Source organism: Odoribacter laneus YIT 12061 (assembly GCF_000243215.1).
Classification (GTDB): domain Bacteria; phylum Bacteroidota; class Bacteroidia; order Bacteroidales; family Marinifilaceae; genus Culturomica; species Culturomica lanea.
In genome coordinates this window covers 163,261-183,436 of record NZ_JH594596.1, presented here as the reverse complement: position 1 = coordinate 183,436, position 20,176 = coordinate 163,261, and the positions used below count along the sequence as shown (strand labels likewise).

The window sequence follows — 20,176 nt, the reverse complement described above, 5'->3', positions numbered from 1 at the left end:
TACTCTTACAGTAAGGAGAATAAAAGTAATAGAAATTATCCAAAAAGCCGACCGGAAAATACCTTTTCGGCCGGCTTTCGTTTTTCTTGAAAAAGAAACTGCAATTTACATTTTCTGCATTCTTTACACCTATTTCATATATTTTAAATTTACGGCATAGAGAATGATAAAAAGAAGTGCAAAAATGGCAGAGAAAATCAAACTTGTAATAGTAATTAAGGAAAAACCGATAAAAATCGGAGTAATGCCCAGCATCAATACCTGAGCAGCGGTATAAAAATAAAAGCCGATACGCTTCAACCGAAACATCAGGACTGCTCCGATTAAGCTGATCACGCTTAGAATCAAACCACAAACGGCAATTTGCGTTCGATACATCATACTAGCCTGAATCACTTCTTGAGAAGAACTCAATAAACCTGAAAGAAAAGAAGAAGAGACTCCAGAATCCGCCAACTGATCCATCGCTTGCGAATACTGTTCCATCTGTACACTCTGATTCATCATACCGGCAGTTATCAGAGAAAAGAGTTCGGACAATATGCCCCATCCGCTCCCAATAAAAGTAAGGATACACAATACGGTCAGAAATGTCGGCCGTTTCATTTGTTTTTCTTCAAAAGGATTTTCCATAGTTATTTCATTTTAGTATCTTACAAAAATAATAAAAACAAAAAAAAGAACGCCTTTTCCCATCCCATTTCTTTTCCCGGCTTTCTGCTGTTGAAATTATCAGGATTAAAATTCAAGTTTACACTGCCCTCTTTAGCTTATTCTCTAAAATTCAATCGTTTTCAGAATAATGTCGAAAAATTTGTTAAGTCCAAAGGAATCCTCTAAATTTGAAGAAAATTTTCTATAAACCAATAGAGTCATGAAAAGAGATATAGTAATATTCGATTTAATTGAAAAAGAATGTCAGCGTCAACAAGAAGGCATAGAATTGATTGCCTCTGAAAATTTTGTGAGCGAAGAAGTAATGCAGGCTATGGGTTCCTGTCTTACGAATAAATATGCGGAAGGTTATCCGGGAGCCCGTTATTACGGAGGTTGCCAGATTGTCGACCAGACAGAACAATTAGCGATAGACCGGGCTTGTAAATTGTTCGGAGCCGAATTTGCCAACGTACAGCCCCATTCCGGAGCTCAGGCAAATGCTGCCGTTTTCTTTGCCTGTATGAAACCGGGAGATACTTTCCTGGGTTTGGATTTAGCTCATGGAGGACACCTTTCCCATGGCTCACCCGTAAATCTTTCAGGTATTAATTACAACCCTATCCCTTACCACGTAAAAGAAGATACGGGTCTGGTAGACTACGACGAAATGGAAAAACTGGCATTGGAACACCATCCGAAAATGATCGTGTGCGGTGCTTCCGCTTACTCACGCGACTGGGATTATAAACGGATGCGCGAAATTGCCGACAAAGTGGGGGCCATGCTGATGTGCGATATGTCACACCCGGCAGGTTTAATTGCAAAAGGCTTATTAAACAATCCTTTTGAATACTGCCATATCGTAACCACGACCACTCACAAAACTTTACGCGGACCGCGTGGAGGTATGATTTTATTACCGAAAGATTTCCCGAATCCCTGGGGATTGAAAACACCGAAGGGCGAAATAAAAATGATGTCGCAGGTGATCAACTTTGCCGTTTTCCCGGGCCAACAAGGAGGACCGCTGGAACACGTTATTGCAGCAAAAGCAGTTGCTTTTGAAGAAGCCTTATCCGACTCTTATACCGAATACGCTGTCCAAATGCAAAAAAATGCCAAAGCAATGGCAAAAGCCTTTATGGACAAAGGATACAAAGTCGTATCCGGAGGTACCGACAACCACTGTATGCTGATTGACTTACGTACCAAATTCCCTGACCTGACAGGTAAAAAAGCAGAAAACACACTGGTACGTGCCGATATCACTATTAATAAAAATATGGTACCTTTCGATACCCGTACGCCGTTCTCTACTTCCGGTTTGCGCGTAGGAACTCCCGCTATCACCACCCGCGGACTGAAAGAAGCAGATATGCCGGTGATTGTAGATATGATCGATCGTATTCTTTCCAATATAGACGATGAAAACGTCATCGCACAGGTAAAGAAAGAAGTCAACGCAATGATGAAACCCAGACCCATGTTTGCCTGGTAAAAATAATCAATCGAGTAGGAGGAAAATAAAACAGTTTTTCCTCCTATTTCATTTTTCAACCTCTCATACCACCATATGCTGTTTAGCATGTGGTGGTTTTTATTTATGATACAATTTACTGTAATAATTCATCAAGGTAGGATTCACTGCCTATTTTAGTTTGTAATTATTTAGAGCAGTAGGCAATATTCTGCACCCTACTATACACCAATACTCTAATCGAATATTAACATCCTCTAAGCATATAACCATTATCTCAATACTATGGAATATTGTCAGAGAGTATCGTTAGTATTGAGACTTCAATTTACTTTTTTTCATTTTGATTAATTATATACTTTCTTTAACAAATTAATTTTTATTATTATTTTTGTTCACAATATATCTTATTTTGGAAAATAATAAATTGTGATGAAAAAATATCTATTATTATTAATTTTAATTTTTTCGCTAGAGATTTTATTTGCCAAAAACATCTCTGTTGAACAGGCCTATGCTATAGCGAATAGTTTTTTTCAAACAAAACGCTCACATACAGCTACTATAGATTTACAGCTGATTTGGAATGGGAAAAGTATTTATACTCGCGAAGGAGTGGAGTCACCGTCATATTATATATTTAACAATGTCGGAGGAAAAGGTTTTGTTATTGTTGCAGGTGACGACGCTGCTCTCCCAATTTTAGGTTATTCATTCGTGAACAATTTCGATCCAACTAATATCCCCCCCAATTTAATGGATTGGCTTGAAATGCTACACAAAGAAATTAATAAAGTTCGACAGAACCCTACTTATGATGCTAATATTAGACAAGCGTGGTCAACCATACGAGCAGGAAATATAGAAGAAGAATTAGAAACGGCAAAATGGAATCAATTTGCACCATATAATAATGATTGTCCTGAAAGAAACGGTAAAAAACTTGCAACAGGATGCGTTATAACTGCTGTTGCTATTGTAATGAGATTTCATCAATGGCCTGACTATGGGAGCGGCACAATTCCAGGATATACAACAGAAACACTCCAAATAACCTTACCTGACCGCGAATTGGGACATGCTTATGATTGGTCTAATATGCCATTATCGTATAATGGTGAATATACAGATAAAGAGGCATCTGCAGTTGCAACTTTAATGTTCGATTGTGGAATGATGCTTCAAGCAGATTATGGCCTTGATGGTACAGCAACTGCAGCTTCTCTTAGTAATGTACTTTCTGCCTTAGTAACCTATATGAAATATGATAAAAGTGCTTGTTTTCTAAAACGTGCAGTTTATACAACCGATGACTGGTATTCATTATTGAAAAAAGAATTAAAAGAAAAACGGCCAATTATTTATAGAGGAGCTAAGGATAAAGGAGGACATGCTTTTATACTCGATGGATATACAACTGACAATTACTTTCATGTAAATTGGGGACACAGTGGTAATCATAACGGATATTATACTCTTTCTGCCTTAGGTTATAATGAAGAGAATTATTATAACGCTAATCAGTGGGCAATTATTGGCTTGAAAAAAGATGAAGGTAATCCTTATCAGGAAATATTGAGATTTTCGAATAAGGATACAGAACTTGCTGGCTTTTTTACTTCGGCACCTTTCATACATACAAACAAACCGTTCGATTTAACAGGACAACATATCAGGAATTTTGGATCTGATAAATTTACTGGAACTATCACATGGGCTTTGACTAATAAATTAGGAGAAATAAAACTCCAGTTAGTTACCTATCCTGTTGAAAATTTATCTCCACTTGTATATCTCAATCTTAAAAATAAAACAAAACAGGTCACAATAACAGTCCCTATTCAAGGAGGAGATCGGATACGAGCTTTTTATAAAAGTAAAAAGACACCTGATTGGACCTTGATTAAAGGCAATGAGGAAGAGAATACCTCATGGGAATTGGTTTTAATAAATGATGACGTCACCATTGAAGAAAGCACATCTATAATTTTCAATAAACAAACAAAAATATTTACACTTCAAATAAAAGACGGTGTTAATTTTCAACTTTTTAATGCAGATAACAATATGGATGTTACTAAATTCTGCAAAATTCAAAATAATGAAATTCAAATCGATACAAAATCCCTACAAACAGGTTCTTATATTATAAAATTGCAGAAAGAAAGAGAATATAAAGAATTGCAATTTCTTATAAGCAATAATTCATTAAAGTAAAATAATTAAGACATGGCGACCATGATGAATAAACAATATATATTTATAATTGTATGGGTAACCCTATTGTTTATAGCCTGTACAAAAAGTATAAATATCTCTAAACCGGAACTTACCCTAAAAAATGGCCTACAGACATTTGGAGCGAACGAAGAATCACAAAGGATTCGATTTACTTCTTCTTCACAATGGTCCGTTATTACCGATCAACCATGGTGTAAAGTTTCGCCACTTCAAGGCGAAGCAGGAGAAAACGAAGTTATAATTAGCGTAATTGCGAATGAAAGTTACGACGAACGAAATTCCGCCATAACATTAACAAACAGGGATTGTGATACGACTTTTACAATTGTACAAAAGCAAAAAGATGCTCTAATGCTTACTTCCTCTAAAGCAGAAGTACCAGCCATAGGTGGCAAGATTTTGATAGAAATTAAAGCAAATATTCATTTTGAATATACCATTGAAGAGAAGGCTGCAACATGGATTACACCTCTTGACACCAGAGGGTTAGAAACATCTATACTTGAGTTTGAAGTAAAAAAGAACGACAATATCATGAAGCGAGAAGGGAAAATCACTATTCACAGTAGTGACACATCTGAAACTTTCACCATCTATCAAAGTGGAATAACTCCAGAATTAATTCTCACCCAAAATAATTATACCCTAAGTAGTGATGCAACAGAAATCAAAATCGAATTAAAAAGTAATGTTCCTTATGAAATGCAACTACCTAACGTGGATTGGATAACGGAGAAAAAAAGTCGTGCTGTTTCATCCTATACTCATAATATATCTATTTCAGCAAACGAATCATATAATTCCCGAACTGCAGAAATACAATTTAGAGCCAAAGATTGGGGAATTACTGAAAAAGTTTCTATTACACAATTGCAAAAAGATGCTATAATCATTACACAAAACGAATATACTATATCTGAAAAGGGCGGAAATTTAAAAATCGAAGTAAGTGCTAATATAGAATTTAAAATCTTGATTTCTGTGGATTGGATAAAATACCTCCCTAATACCCGGGTAATGGAAACCTCTATATTGAATTTTACAATCGAACCAAATTTAGATAGTAAAGCACGTCAAGGTACCATTACCATTTCCCATGCTAATGTTAATCAACAAGTTACTATCAATCAAAATTCTACAAATGCTAGCCGCTTGAAAATTAAACACAACAATCAATCTTTCCATATCCCGATTATTGCAGGTCGAAATTTATTTGGTTCTATTGCATGGGGAGATGGGAAAGAAGAACCCTATTCTGCAAGTGCATCTCACGATTATAATTCCCTAAATGAATATACTGTTACTATAGAAATATGGGGTGCAGAGGAAATGAGATTGAACGATATTATTGGAGTAAACGAGTTAAATTTAAAAGAATTTTAATTTTTTAGTAATTTACTTTATATTGGAAAAACAGATAATTATATAAGGTGATTATTTATGACAATAACTTAAATGGGTTTGTCTGATTTATAATAACTGATTAAATAGTAACGGGAAGAATCTTAGTAACTATTCTTATTATTTATCTTCCAATTTTTTCAGTATATATTGGCAATAGTTACAATATTCTCCATTATCAAAAACTTTAAATATTTCGTATTAAGGGATATCAATCTCACATCGTTCGCAAGTTTCTTTACATGTTGTGCCTATTATATAACGGAAAACTTTCTTTGCTCATCGGATAAAATATTATGCCCCTTATCAATGAGTAAATTTGTAATACCTTCTTGTATCGGTTCTAATTGCTTGGAATTTGCCTGTTATTGTGAGATTGCTCTGTTTGAATATACTTCCGGTATCACTATCCGAAAGGAAACCAGAATGCCTGTATTAGCCAACAGAAAGAGGAAGGTACACCTCACTAGAACTACAATTATAGCTATGTCATGGGATCTGCACAACTGAAAGCAGGTTATAAAAGAAAAATGCAGGAGAGAAAGCCTAAAGCGCCGGTCATTAATGCGATTAGAACAAAAATCATTGCAAGATGTTTTATTGTGATTAAAAGAGACACAACATTTGTTACTTCGGACGCATAAAAAGCTCAGAATAAGTAAAAAAATATAAGGAGAATGAAAAAAGAAAACTTTAATAAAGTAAGATTTATCACGATTTTCGTGAATAAAAATTTGGAGGAGACATGGAATTAAACCTCCAAAAGAAAAAGTTTTGGTTTTAAAAAAGTTTGGAAATATAGAAAAGCAAGTGTAATACTCGAATGACATTTTTTCATAAGTTCCATTTTTCTGATCTTTGCCCACTTCCCTAAAGAAGACTTTACTATTAAATTTTAGGAACAAAATTTCTTTCTGTTATTTTTATTCATTCCTCGCTAAAATTTTAAAGGCAATATCCAAATACCCGTCCATATCCACCGTTTTTTCCCGCTCGTATAACTCACTCCTCTTGTGTCCGAAACGCACAACAATTGCATTTTTCTGAGGAATAGCAAATAGGTATTGCCCGCCTAAGCCACGGAAAGCAGGAAACTGCATTCCCCGGTAATGCATAATCCAGATTTGAAATCCATAATAATCGAGAGGTCCATCTCCGAATTCATTCTCCAAATAAGCTGCAGGCGACATCGCCTCTTGCAGATATGCTTCCGACACTAACTGCTTACCGTTCCAATTCCCTTTATGCAACATCAACCGGGCAAAACGGGCTATATCCCTGGCTGTCGAATTAAAACAGCAGTATGACTTTTCATCTCCCCCTTTTTTGTCCAAATTCCACAGAGCGTCATTGCAAGCCTGCATGGGTTTCCAGAGTTTCTCTTCAGCATACGCACTAATAGTCTGTCCCGTAGCTGCTTCAAGGACAAACGACAGAAGCTGGGTATCCCCACTTTTGTAAGAATATTTTTTACCTGCTTCCTCCACAGCCTCCAAACTCATCACCAGTTTCCGGATCTCATCTCCGTAATAAGCCTGAGTCGTTTTTGAAAATAAAGCTGTATAAGCTTCATCCCAGTTTAATCCCGAACTCATTGTCAACAGATTCCGTATGGTAATTTTACTTTTTTTCCCTTTCTGAAATTCCGGCAAATATTTTCCCACCTTGTCGTCTAAACTACCGATATAGCCTTCGTCATAGGCAATCCCGATCAGAATCCCGACAATACTTTTAGTGGCTGAAAAGATATTCGACAAGGTCTGTGGCGTCCAATCTTCCCAATAAGCTTCGTATAAAATACTATCTTCCTGTATCACTAAGAAAGCGACAGTTCCCCACTCGGCCAAAAAAGCCCGGTCCGTGCTATCCAAAACATAAGTATTATAATCCGGAGCAACCGGCCATTCCCAACAAGTGTCCGCCTTTGTCACAGCATGAGAATCAAACAGATAAGTATCCGAAATATCCGGATACCAATGTATCAATGCATTCCGCATATAAGTGGGAAGACATAAAAAAAAGAGAGTCACCAAAGCGATAATACCCCCGGCAACCCTTAATTTTTTTCCTTTTTTCATATATTTACCTATTACCTTTTTTCACATCTCCGAAGATCCTCTGTGTTTAAAGCTTCCGGTAAAAAGCGATCTACATTTCCTCCATTCATATATACATTCCGAACAATCGTCGAACTAATAAAGGTATGTTCTGTGGAAGTCAGAATAAACATTGTCTCTACCTCCGCATCCATAGCCCGGTTAGCTTGCCCTACAGCTCTTTCATATTCAAAATCCGCAGCCGTCCGTAAACCGCGAATAATGATGTTTGCTCCCATTTCTTTACAAAAATCAACCGTCAAACCCGAATAAGGCTCTATGATGACCCGGGAAGTATCCGCAAATACTTTCTGAATCAATTGGACCCGGCAATCCACGTCTAAAAATTCTCTTTTAAGAGCATTGATGCCCACCGCAATAATGATTTTATCAAATATCTTCAATCCCCTTCTTACAATCTCCTCGTGTCCGATAGTAAAAGGGTCAAAAGATCCCGGAAATACAGCTATTTTTTCCATCATATCAGCATCTTAAATTCAATTTCTCAATCCGAAATCAATCCGTCTTTTTTCTATTTCAAACGGCTCTAAAAACTTCGATTTCTCCTTTAAGTGTACAAACATAACTAAACAAACCTTATAAATGAAAAAAAAGTAAAAAAATATCGGACTCAACTTATAAATTATAATCATCCTCTATTCAAAAGAAATAAATAACGATTTTTTTCTATAATTTTCTTAGAAATTGATACGAAATATGATTTTTATTTAATAAGTTTGTACAACTTAAAAAGCAATCGTAAAACCAGCATAAAAAGGGGATACCGATACTTTAAATAAAATAAGATTCTATATTATACTTTAACTTACTTAAATTATAGCAGAAAATGGCACAAAAACTACTAATCAGAGATCTTACTCTCCGGGATGGACAACAGTCTTCTTTTGCTACGCGTATGACACAACAGCAAATTGACAGAGTGTTACCTTTTTATAAAGATGCAAATTTCTATGCAATGGAAGTATGGGGCGGAGCAGTTCCCGACTCCGTTATGCGTTATTTAAATGAAAATCCGTGGGATCGCTTAGAGAAAATCAAAGCTGCTGTAGGAAATGCCTCCAAACTAACTGCTTTATCCAGAGGCCGTAACTTATTTGGTTATGCTCCTTATACAGATGAAATTATAGATGGTTTCTGCCGCAATTCTATCGAATCCGGTTTAGGCATTATGCGTATTTTCGATGCTCTAAACGATGTCAACAATGTAAAATCGACTATTAAATATGTAAAAAAATACGGAGGTATCGCCGACTGTGCTGTTTGTTACACAATTGACCCGAAATATCCGAAACTCAGCATTATGGATAAACTGAAAGGGAAAAAGAATCCTGCTCCGGTTTTTACAAATGAATATTTTCTGGATAAAGCCAAACAAATGGCAGCTCTGGGAGCGGATATGATCACCATTAAAGACATGAGCGGATTGATTCAACCCTCCAGAATTGCAGAATTAGTTCCGTTATTTAAGAAAAATTTATCTATTCCTATCGATTTTCATACACATTGTACTCCTGGCTACGGTTTGGGTGCAGTATTGATGTCTATCATCAAAGGAATCGACGTAGTCGATACGAATATCTGGAATTTTGCCGGTGGAACCGGTGCTCCTGCTATCGAGTTAATCTATATTTTCTGTAAAAAATTAGGTGTGGAACTCGATATTAACATGGAAGCCGTAGCTAAAATCAACAAAGAATTGTATGATATCCGGAAAGAGCTGGCAGCTGTAGACGCCACCAAGCAATTCCCGAATCCGTTCAATCCGCTGACAGATACCCTACCTGCCGAAATTGACAAAGAATTCGACAAAGCAATTGAAGCAGCCAAAGCCAATGACGAAGAAGCCTTATTAAAGGCCTGCCATGCTATAGAAGCTTATTTCAATTTCCCGAAACCCAACGAATTGGTAAAGAAAGCTGAGGTTCCAGGCGGTATGTACAGTAATATGGTAGCTCAGTTGAAACAACTGAACTCTATGGATATTCTGGAAAAAGCCATGGAATTAATCCCGACAGTACGTCTGGCCGCAGGTCTTCCTCCTTTGGTAACCCCGACCAGTCAGATTGTAGGTGCCCAAGCTGTGAATTGTGCCCTCGATTTGAAAGCCGGTAAACCGATGTACAGTAACGTATCCAATCAATTTGTGAATCTGGTGAAAGGTGAATATGGTAAAACACCGGTACCCATCGATCCGGAATTCCGTTTGAAAATCGCCGGGACCCGGGAAGAAATTCCATATGATATGTCTAAATATCAGATGCAACCCAATCCGACTTTACCTGAAGCCGGTGGTGTAAAATTGGCAGAAAACGAAAAAGAAGTATTGTTACTGGAATTATTCCCGCAAGTAGCTAAAAACTTCCTGACCCGTCAAAAAGAAGCCAAATACCAAGCTTCGCATAAAGAGGAAGAAACAGAGAAAAAAGTAGTGGAAGAAAAACAGGAAGAACCTATTACGGGAAAAGTAGTGGAAGCTCCTATGCCGGGCAGCATTTTCAAAATCCAGGTTAAACCAGGAGATGAGGTAACCAAAGGCCAATCTGTCATTATTCTGGAAGCCATGAAAATGGAAAATAATATTGCCTCGGATTATGCCGGAAAAGTAAAACGGATCTTCGTAAAAGAAGGTACACCGGTTCAGGCAGGTGCTAAACTAATCGAAATAGAGGCTTGATAAACAAAAATATCCGAACTCCGCTTTTATTGGCAAATGTCAATCAGCTTTCGCTAGTAAGCATGAAATCACCTAATAAAAGCAGTTGTTCGGATATTTTTTATTATTTCCAAAGCTTGATCTTTTTAACATGAAAAAAAATTTTCCTGCTTCCCGTCATCCCGCCCCAAAAACTAAAATTTTGGAAGTTACAGAAGAAAATACGTTATTGAATTTTCTTTTCTCTTCTCTTTCCCATCAGAGTAAAACAAGTATAAAATCTTTATTGAAGCATCAGCAAATTGTTGTAAACGGCAAACCAACTACACAATTCGACATTCCCTTACACAAAGGGGACAAAATCGAAATCGGTTTTGGCAAAGCCAATAAACCCTTTTCCCATGCTCAGTTAAAAATTGTTTATGAAGATTCTTCTCTGCTTGTAGTAGAAAAAGCTGCAGGCTTATTGTCCATGGCCACAGAACGGATTCAGGAAAAAACAGCTTATCGTATTCTCAGCGATTACGTCAAGCAAAACAATCCGCACAATCGTATTTTTATCCTTCACCGCCTGGACCGGGATACTTCAGGTCTGATGATGTTCGCCAAAAACCAAGAAATACAGGAAAAATTACAAAGCGACTGGGGAAATGTCATCACGGAAAGGAAATACATTGCCGTTATAGAAGGCAATCTTCCCCTACAGCAAGGCAGCATCCGTTCTTATATAAATGAAAACAGTGCTTTTTTCGTCCACACCACCACACCACAGGAAGGCAAACTCGCTATTACTCATTACAAAGTGATAAAGAAGAATGCTCGCTATGCCCTTGTGGAACTGGAATTAGAAACCGGACGCAAAAATCAGATCCGAGTCCATATGCAAGCTCAAGGATGCCCCGTCACCGGAGATAAAAAATACGGAGCACGTTACAATCCGCTTCACCGTCTTGCCCTTCATGCCTTTAAACTTTGTTTTATCCACCCCCAAACCGGAGAAAGGCTAAACTTTGAAACCCCTATTCCGAACCGATTTAATCTCCTGATCAAAGACAAAGAAACCTTAAATTAAAATAGGAAAACCGGTTTTTTCTCCCTCCTGATCGACGTAGGCCCGAATATCTTCGCAAGACTGTTCCCCGGATTCTGCCCGTAAGGCAACATTATTTACCCTTACAAACTGATGACTATTTCTAAAATCGTCATACCGCTCTTCTATCCTCTCTTTAAACTGCTCCAATCGCGCCTCTGCTTCCATCTCCCCGAGTTCTGCTTCCGTTTCCTCCAAAAGATCCAGCATAAATTCCGCTGCCCAACTACCCAATTCTTTCTCTTTATTCCAGTCCGGCTGATATTCGCTTAATAAAGTAAATAGCTCTCTCAAATAAGGGGTTTCTCCCCATTCTTCATAGAGGAATATCATATCCTCATTTTCAGGATAAGATGCCAATATCTCTTTCCAATTCATCGCAGTATATTTCTAGAATGATTCAACAATCAAAATTAGTAAAAATTTACAATAAAGAAGATTCTCCGAACAGTTCTTGCGGAATAAACACATAATTCACGCTCTCGTATTTACTGAATACGTTCTGTAGAAACAGATAAAGATACTTTCGGAGAATATTATTTCCGAATCATAGAATCGCCCACAAGCCTTAAGGGAGCACAAACGGTTACCGAAGAGAAAAGGACGTTATTTTATTCCCCAGCTTTGTTAAAGTTTTACAGTTATTAGGGTTTAGAATTTTTTTTACCCATTTCAACTTTTTATATTTGTCCAAGTCTAATTCAATTCGTTCATGCACAAAATACTATTCTACTTTTTATGCTTGCTGCTGGTCTGTTCTTGCAGTTCCCAAAGAAAGCTCGCCCAAAAACAACATACTGCTTCTCACTTATCCTCAAAATTAGGCTTTCAGGTTTCACCGAAAGACCCCTTACAACTCTACCAAGAAGCTTCAGCCTGGCTGGGAGTGCCCTATCGTTATGGGGGAAATACAAAGAAAGGAGTGGATTGCTCCGGACTGGTGTGCAACATTTATAAAAACGTCTATCACCTCTCTCTAGAAAGAACGGTTATCGGCATGTATAAAAAAAATTGCCGGAAAATCTCCCGGAATAAATTAAAACCCGGGGATTTGGTTTTCTTCAATACGGCCACAAAACGTAAATCTATTAGTCATGTAGGTATTTATTTAAAAAAGAATACGTTTATTCATGCTACGACAGCCAGCGGTGTCCGCCTCAGTGAATTGAACGAACCTTATTACAAAAAAAGATGGATAAAAGGAGGGCAGGTAAAAAAATAAACTCTTTTTAACTTTTATCAAAAAGATAACTTAATCGTATGCATTTACAGAAAAAAGAATTTTAAAAAATAATAATCTATATATCAACGTCATACATTAAAAGTTTCGATTTTAAAACCACTAAATTCTGAATATTTATGAATTTCTTCGGAATGTATAAATAAAATTTAGAATGAAAATATTAAAAATATATTACTTTTGCAAATAAAGGTATAATAATTCATGAATGAGGCGGCTTATATTTTGAATTTATTAAAACAGGGAGAAAAAAAAGGCTTGCAATTGCTTTTCAAAAAGTACTATAGGCCTTTAGTGCTCTATGCTTTAAAATTTGTCCGTCGTCAGGATATTGCCGAAGACATCGTTCAGGAAGTTTTTATCAAATTCTGGGAGAAAAAGAGTTTTATAGCAGTAGACCAACATTTGCGTTCCTATTTATACCAGGCAGTACACAATCATTGTCTGAATTCTTTGGAAAAAAACGAAAACCGACGTATAACAAGTATTTCAGATTACGGCGAATGGGCAGAAGAAGAGCGTCTAGACGATTCGGAATGGAATCAGAAACTGGAAGAAATCTATCGGGAAATCCGTAAATTACCTCCCAGAACCCAAGAAATATTTCTAGCCGTTTTATTCAAAAATAAAAAATACAAAGAAGTGGCGGAAGAATTACATATTTCTGTCAATACCGTGAAAACAACCATCGCCCGGGCAATGATCACATTAAAAAATAATTTGAATAAGAAAACATATCTCTTCTTACTTTTTATTACAAAAAATTTATAAAAAAGAAGAAAAAATTGTCACCCATTTTTGTTTTTCTCCTGTCATAGGAGAAAAAATAAAAAATGGAGAAAATTCCTTCTCATATTATCTGTCTGTTGCTAAGTTCTCTGAAGGGACAATTAAATAATGCCGACCAGAAACAATTACAAAACTGGCTGGAGGCTCATCCTGAGCATCATAAGGAAATAAAACAACTGGAAAATACTTTACAAAAAGTCATTCAGGTGGCTCATTTTAAACAGATTCAGCCGGAGAAAGCCTGGAAAAATATAGACACGCATACGAGCAAACGGCCGGGCTGGAAAAAGAAACCGATTCTGACTCGTTATAGCATTGCTGCAGGTTTGCTCATTCCGCTACTGATAGGAGGAATTCTATTGAGCCGCTTACTTCCGAAAGAAAAAAATACGCCCGCATTGTCTCTGGTTACAAAACCGGAACCCGTAAAACCGGGATCTACTAAAGCCGTATTGGAACTATCCAGCGGAGAAAAAATCGTATTGGAAGAAAGTGCTAACCAAAAAATCCGGAATACAAAAGGAGAAATTATCGGAGTAAATACGACCAATACGATTGCCTTTAATTCCTCCGCAAATTCCTGTAAAATAACGGAAAAACCCAATCATATCTATGTGCCCATCGGCGGAGAATACAATGTCATTCTCAGTGACGGCACTCAAATTTGGGTAAATTCCGATAGTCGTCTTTCCTTTCCCGATCATTTTTACGGAGCGGAACGAGTGGTGGAATTAAGCGGAGAAGCTTATTTTCAAGTAAAACACGATGGAAAACCCTTTATTGTAAAAACAAAGCATTCTGCTATCCGGGTGTTGGGAACAGCTTTTAATGTATGCTGTTATAAAGATGAGGCCTCTGAACAAATCACCTTAGTCAAAGGAGCGGTAAAAGTAAAAGTAGGAAAGAAGAATTATCCGCTACGTCCCGGAGAGCAATTAAGGTCGAATCCGGATTCCAACACCGTGGAAATCAGAAAAGTGAATACAGAACTTTATACTTCCTGGAAAGACAATTTATTTCGGTTTCAGGATATGCCGATAGAAGATATTGCCTTAAAACTCAAACGTTGGTACGATGTAAACTTTATATTCCAAAACGAAGAAAGCAAAAAATATCGTTTCACAGGAGCTGTTGAAAAAAATACCAGTTTGAATGAATTGCTTCGCCTGATAGAATCGACCAGTACAAATATAAAATTTGAAATAAAAGAGAAAGAAATAACGGTAACCAAAAAACAAGGAGTGCGCTAACACTCCCTATTTTAATAGTAAATCATGTCTGTCTGGTAAACAGACATAATAGTATTAATTTCAAAAACAAATGTATGGAAAAAATCCGAAAGCTAAAGGCTCTTTCCGAGAAAATTTCCGGAAAAGTATGGCATGTGTCTCAACTCATGTTCCTTCTGACAGTAGGCCTGACTTGTCAAGTGTCCGCAAATGTTTCTGCTCAGGTCGTGCATCTTCAGGCACGGGAACATACCCTACAGGCTATTTTTAACGAAGTGGAAAAACAAGCCGGTTTACTTACTTTTTTCAGTAATAACGAACTGGATATGCGCCGCACCGTTCGTCTTCAAAAAAAAGATTTCACCATAAAGGAATTGTATCAGGTTATTTTAGAAGGGACTCAACTGCAGGCGGAGATTATAAACAATTATGTAGTGATTCGCCCCGCTCCCCCTGCCCTTCCGCAAACGCAACCGAAAGAACGCACTCTTACCGGACAAGTCACCGATGACAAAGGAGAGCCTTTACCCGGGGTAACGATCATGGTGTTAGAAACGACTACCGGTACCTCAACGGATTTAGACGGAAAATACAGTTTAAAAGTAAAACCGGGAAGTACGTTAAAGTTCTCTTTTGTCGGGATGAAAGAACAAATCATACGGATCGGAGATAAAGATATCCTCAACGTCGTACTCAAACCGGATAGCGAAACGCTGGAAGAAGTAGTCGTAACCGGAATGGCCCAAATGGACAAACGACTTTTTACAGGAGCTACCGACCAGCTGAATGCCGGAGAAGTCATCGTACAAGGTATGCCTGACGTCAGCCGCGCCCTGGAAGGACGTTCCGCAGGAGTAACCGTACAAAATGTATCCGGAACATTCGGGACAGCCCCGAAAATCCGGGTCAGAGGAGCCACCTCCATCTACGGAAGCAGTCGCCCGCTTTGGGTGGTAGACGGAGTGGTTATGGAAGATGTGGTGGAATTGGGAGCAGACGATCTTTCCTCCGGAGATGCGGTGACCTTAATCAGTTCTGCAATTGCCGGGCTGAGTTCCGACGATATTGAAAGTTTTCAGATCCTCAAAGACGGTTCTGCCACTTCCATTTACGGAGCCAGAGCGATGGCCGGGGTTATCGTCGTCACAACCAAAAAAGGAAAAGCCGGAGTCAGCCACATCAATTATTCGGGAGAATTTACCGTAAGAATGGTACCGAGTTATACTACCTTCAACATTATGAATTCTCAGGATCAAATGAGGGTCTATAAAGAAATGCAGGAAAAAGGATGGCTGGGATTCGCCAAAACATACAGAGCTTCAGAAAGCGGGGTATACGGAAAAATGTATCAATTAATCAATACTTACGATCCCGTATCAGGTAGCTGGGAATTAGCCAATACTCCGGAAGCCTGCTATCAATATTTAGGAGAAGCCGAAAGAAGAAATACGAACTGGTTTAAAGAATTATTCAAAAATTCTCTGGCTCAGAACCATTCTATCAGCCTGAGTTCAGGCACAGAGAAAGCCCAATATTATACTTCGCTCAGCCTTTATCACGATCCGGGATGGTCGAAAGCCAGTTCCGTGAACCGATATACCGCAAATGTAAATGCTTCTTTCAACATCTTGCCGAACCTGAGCATCAATTTAATTTCCAACGGCTCCTACCGGAAACAAAAAGCCCCCGGAACCCTCAGTCAACAAATAGATGTGGTCAGCGGCGAAGTGAAACGGGATTTCGATATCAATCCCTATAGTTACGCCCTCAATACCTCCCGGGCCTTGGCCGCAAAAGACAAAAGCGGATATGTATATTATACCCGTAATTATGCTCCATTCAATATTCTGAACGAGCTGGATAACAATTATATCGATCTCAATATGGTGGATCTAAAATTTCAGGGGGAATTAAAATGGAAAATTTTAAGCGGCTTGGAAGCCAAAGTATTAGGAGCTGTAAAATACCAGAATTCTTCCCAAGAACACAACGTCAGGGATAATTCGAATCAGGCTTTAGCCTATCGGGCTATGGCAGACGCTACCATCCGGGACGCCAACCCTTTTCTTTATAAAGACCCGGACATTGCTTACAGTTTACCTATCAGCATACTACCGAAAGGAGGTATTTACAAACGGACCAATTATAAAATGTTCGGAATTGACTTCCGGGCGACTTTGAGTTATAATAAAATTTTCAGAGAAACTCATATTTTCAATTTTTTCGGCGGCATGGAAACCAGCTCGATTGAACGTCAAGAAACTTGGTTCAACGGTTTGGGTTACCAGTATGAAATGGGAGGAAATCCTTTTTTCGACTACAATGCATTTAAACAATTGGCGGAAGAAAACGGACAGTATTATGACAATGTCACCACTACCGCCCGGAATGTTGCATTTTTCGGTACCGCAACTTATTCTTTCCGGGGCAAATATACCCTCAATGGGACGCTACGTTATGAAGGATCAAACAAATTAGGAAAATCGAAAAGTTCCCGTTGGTTGCCTACCTGGAATACAGCCTTGGCCTGGAATGTGCACGAAGAATCTTTTTTTGAATCGTTGGAACCCGCTCTTTCTCACCTGACTCTCCGGGCTTCTTACAGCCTGACTGCAGACCGCGGACCGGCTTTCGTAAGTAACTCCCGGGCCATTTATACGAGTTACAGTCCCTACCGGCCCTCCTCCACGGTAAAAGAATCAGGTATACAGATCAGCTCCCTGGAAAACAGTGAATTGACCTACGAAAAAAAACACGAATTAAATTTAGGAGCAGACCTCGGATTTCTGGACAACCGGATCAATTTTACCCTGGATTACTATACGCGAAATAATTACGATCTGATCGGACTTACGAGCACCCAAGGCGCCGGAGGAGAAACCCAGAAATATGCCAATGTCGCCTCTATGAAATCCAGGGGAGTTGAATTTACCCTTTCTACGAAAAATATACAAACCAAAGATTTCAGCTGGAGCACAGATTTCATTTTTTCAAAAAATAAAAATGAAGTTACGAAACTGGATACCCGTTCCAGAGTCATCGACCTGATTACCGGAAATGGGTTTGCTCTGAAAAACTATCCGGTACGTTCTCTTTTTTCCATGCCGTTCAGAGGATTAAATAAGAATGGATTACCCCTGTTTTTGAACCATAAAGGGGATATTACCATAACGGATATTAATTTTCAGGAAATGGACAACCTGAGTTTTCTGAAATACGAAGGTCCCACAGAACCCACCATTACCGGAAGTTTCGGAAACATTTTCACCTATAAAAATTTCAGATTGAATATCTTCATTACCTATTCGTTTGGAAATGTAATCCGTTTAGACCCGGTATTCAGTAATTCCTATTCCGACCTGGATGCAATGCCCAAAGAGTTCAAAAACAGATGGATGCTTCCCGGAGACGAAGCTTTCACCAATATTCCCGTAATCGCCAGCAAACGACAAAATAAGGATATTCCCAATTTATCGTATGCTTATAACGCTTATAATTACTCAGATGCACGCATTGCCGACGGAGGGTTTATACGGATGAAAGAGATATCTCTCAGCTATAATTTTCCGGAAAAATGGATCAGTCGGCTGAAGCTCAATAACCTTCAATTAAAAGTACAAACAACCAATCCGTTTCTGATCTATGCTGATTCAAAACTAAACGGACAAGATCCTGAATTCTTCCGTTCAGGTGGTGTTTCCGCCCCTGTACCCAAGCAATTTACGTTTACTTTAAAATTCGGATTCTAATACCTGAAAATATGAAAAATATCATTATTTCTCTGCTGATTACAGGGGCATGTCTGTTTACAGCCTGTAATGATTTCCTGGATAAAATGCCCGACAACCGGGCAGAATTGAATACAGAAGAAAAACTTACCAGTCTGCTGGTTTCGGCTTATCCTGCAGCTTCTTTCATTACTATGACGGAATTGATGTCGGATAATACAGCAGATAATGGTCCCCTCTATACTTATTATTCCTTAATGGTTCCCCAATGTTACAATTGGGAGGATGTCTCCGAAATCACACAAGACTCTCCCCAATATCTTTGGGATCAATGCTATATAGCTATCGCCTCTGCCAATCACGTTTTACAAACGATTAAAGAAATCGGGGAGGAAAATTGTACGGCACAAAAAGGAGAAGCCCTCTTATGCCGGGCCTATGCTCATTTCGTACTCGTCAATATTTTTTGCCAGCATTATAACGAACAAAACAGTACACAAGATATGGGCATCCCCTATGTAGAAGAACCTGAAACTGTAGTATTCAAAAATTACGACAGAGGTACTGTAGCAGAAGTCTATGAAAAAATAGCCCGGGATATCGAAGAAGGCCTTCCCTTAATCAATGACCAACTTTACGACATTCCGAAATACCACTTTAACTACAAAGCGGCTTGCGCCTTTGCTGCCCGTTTTTATCTCTATTACAGAAAATTTGATCTCACCATCAAGTATGCGACACTGGCTCTGGGAGACGCCCCCAATGAAGTAATACGGGATTATCTGGGCGATGCCAAAACTTCCGACTTAGATTGGAGATTCAATCATTATATCAGTGCAGAATTAAATTGTAATTTACTGATATTACCGGCGAAATCTTATTGGCCGATCATTCACGGTCCTTATACAAACGGAGGAAAACGGTACGGGCATTCTCAGGAAATCGCCAAAGAAGGTACAATTTGGTCGCCCGGATTATGGGGAGAAAACCTGTCTGCCTATAATACCGTCTTCGGAGATGCTCAGAAATTATGCTATCCGAAATTAGGAGCATTTACAGAGTATACCGATAAGGTAGCGGGTATCGGTTACATAAACATTGTCTACCCGGCCTTCACCACCGACGAAACATTACTTTGCCGGGCAGAAGCCTATGTATATCAGGAAAATTATGCTCTGGCTTTGGCAGATATGAATCTGTGGTTAAAAGGACACACCAACAGCGGAGTGAATATATCTCCGGATATTATTCATAATTATTACACTCAAGAGGTACCCAGTAAAAAGGTCTTACACCCTAAATTTTCAATAAATCCGGGCACTCAGGAAAGTTTTATTCATTTTATTCTCCACTGTCGGAGAATTGAAACGATACACGACGGCCTGCGCTGGTTTGATATCAAACGATATGGAATAGAAGTCGTTCACAATCATTATGAAAGCAGTGATGATATTTTAACAGTGGACGATCCCAGACGCGCCATCCAATTACCGGCACAGGTAATCGGTGCAGGTTTGCCTGCCAACCCCAGATAATAATCCTCACCTATAAACG

General features: G+C 38.5%; 14 protein-coding genes. 10 read left to right on the top strand and 4 right to left on the bottom strand.

What is annotated here, in order from left to right; translation table 11 throughout:
* Nucleotides 1–129: 129 nt before the first annotated feature.
* Nucleotides 130–633, bottom strand: coding sequence for a hypothetical protein (locus tag HMPREF9449_RS15700; RefSeq protein WP_009135337.1), 504 nt, complete (start codon nt 631–633; stop codon nt 130–132).
* Nucleotides 634–874: 241 nt separating this feature from the next.
* On the opposite strand from HMPREF9449_RS15700, the gene glyA reads away from it, so the two are divergent.
* From glyA to HMPREF9449_RS00870, 3 genes are all read left to right on the top strand, one after another.
* Nucleotides 875–2,155, top strand: coding sequence for a serine hydroxymethyltransferase (glyA, locus tag HMPREF9449_RS00880; RefSeq protein ID WP_009135336.1), 1,281 nt, complete (start codon nt 875–877; stop codon nt 2,153–2,155).
* Between the two features lie 411 nt (nt 2,156–2,566).
* A complete protein-coding gene (locus HMPREF9449_RS00875) occupies nt 2,567–4,351 on the top strand; it encodes a C10 family peptidase (protein WP_009135335.1) in 1,785 nt (594 codons plus the stop codon).
* Nucleotides 4,352–4,363: 12 nt separating this feature from the next.
* Nucleotides 4,364–5,758 carry a BACON domain-containing protein gene (locus HMPREF9449_RS00870; protein ID WP_009135334.1) on the top strand — a complete coding sequence of 465 codons (1,395 nt, stop codon included), beginning with the start codon at nt 4,364–4,366 and terminating at the stop codon, nt 5,756–5,758.
* Nucleotides 5,759–6,699: 941 nt separating this feature from the next.
* On the opposite strand, the gene HMPREF9449_RS00865 is transcribed toward HMPREF9449_RS00870, so the two are convergent.
* Together HMPREF9449_RS00865 and coaD are read right to left on the bottom strand one after the other, a co-directional pair.
* Nucleotides 6,700–7,854, bottom strand: a complete 1,155-nt coding sequence (locus HMPREF9449_RS00865; protein ID WP_009135332.1) for a serine hydrolase domain-containing protein — start codon at nt 7,852–7,854, stop codon at nt 6,700–6,702.
* An 11-nt stretch (nt 7,855–7,865) separates the two neighbouring features.
* Nucleotides 7,866–8,354, bottom strand: coding sequence for a pantetheine-phosphate adenylyltransferase (gene coaD, locus HMPREF9449_RS00860; protein ID WP_229031410.1), 489 nt, complete (start codon nt 8,352–8,354; stop codon nt 7,866–7,868).
* 365 nt (nt 8,355–8,719) lie between these two features.
* On the opposite strand from coaD, the gene HMPREF9449_RS00855 reads away from it, so the two are divergent.
* Complete coding sequence (locus tag HMPREF9449_RS00855; RefSeq protein ID WP_009135330.1) at nt 8,720–10,567, top strand: biotin/lipoyl-containing protein; 1,848 nt, start codon at nt 8,720–8,722, stop codon at nt 10,565–10,567.
* A gap of 130 nt (nt 10,568–10,697) precedes the next feature.
* Nucleotides 10,698–11,618 carry an RluA family pseudouridine synthase gene (locus HMPREF9449_RS00850; protein ID WP_009135329.1) on the top strand — a complete coding sequence of 307 codons (921 nt, stop codon included), beginning with the start codon at nt 10,698–10,700 and terminating at the stop codon, nt 11,616–11,618.
* Here the strand turns inward: HMPREF9449_RS00850 and HMPREF9449_RS00845 are convergent.
* Nucleotides 11,610–12,014, bottom strand: coding sequence for a hypothetical protein (locus HMPREF9449_RS00845; protein WP_009135328.1), 405 nt, complete (start codon nt 12,012–12,014; stop codon nt 11,610–11,612). The genes HMPREF9449_RS00850 and HMPREF9449_RS00845 overlap by 9 nt on opposite strands.
* A 334-nt stretch (nt 12,015–12,348) precedes the next feature.
* On the opposite strand from HMPREF9449_RS00845, the gene HMPREF9449_RS00840 reads away from it, so the two are divergent.
* From HMPREF9449_RS00840 to HMPREF9449_RS00820, 5 genes are all read left to right on the top strand, one after another.
* The gene (locus tag HMPREF9449_RS00840) at nt 12,349–12,858 is read left to right on the top strand and encodes a C40 family peptidase (protein WP_009135327.1); all 510 of its coding nucleotides are present in this window, start codon (nt 12,349–12,351) and stop codon (nt 12,856–12,858) included.
* Nucleotides 12,859–13,080: 222 nt separating this feature from the next.
* Nucleotides 13,081–13,647, top strand: a complete 567-nt coding sequence (locus HMPREF9449_RS00835; protein WP_009135326.1) for an RNA polymerase sigma-70 factor — start codon at nt 13,081–13,083, stop codon at nt 13,645–13,647.
* A gap of 62 nt (nt 13,648–13,709) precedes the next feature.
* Nucleotides 13,710–14,915, top strand: a complete 1,206-nt coding sequence (locus tag HMPREF9449_RS00830) for a FecR family protein (protein WP_009135325.1) — start codon at nt 13,710–13,712, stop codon at nt 14,913–14,915.
* Nucleotides 14,916–15,061: 146 nt separating this feature from the next.
* Entirely contained in the window at nt 15,062–18,643 is a 3,582-nt protein-coding gene (locus HMPREF9449_RS00825) for a SusC/RagA family TonB-linked outer membrane protein (protein WP_040611471.1), read from the top strand.
* Between the two features lie 11 nt (nt 18,644–18,654).
* Complete coding sequence (locus HMPREF9449_RS00820; RefSeq protein WP_009135323.1) at nt 18,655–20,157, top strand: RagB/SusD family nutrient uptake outer membrane protein; 1,503 nt, start codon at nt 18,655–18,657, stop codon at nt 20,155–20,157.
* Nucleotides 20,158–20,176: the final 19 nt, after the last annotated feature.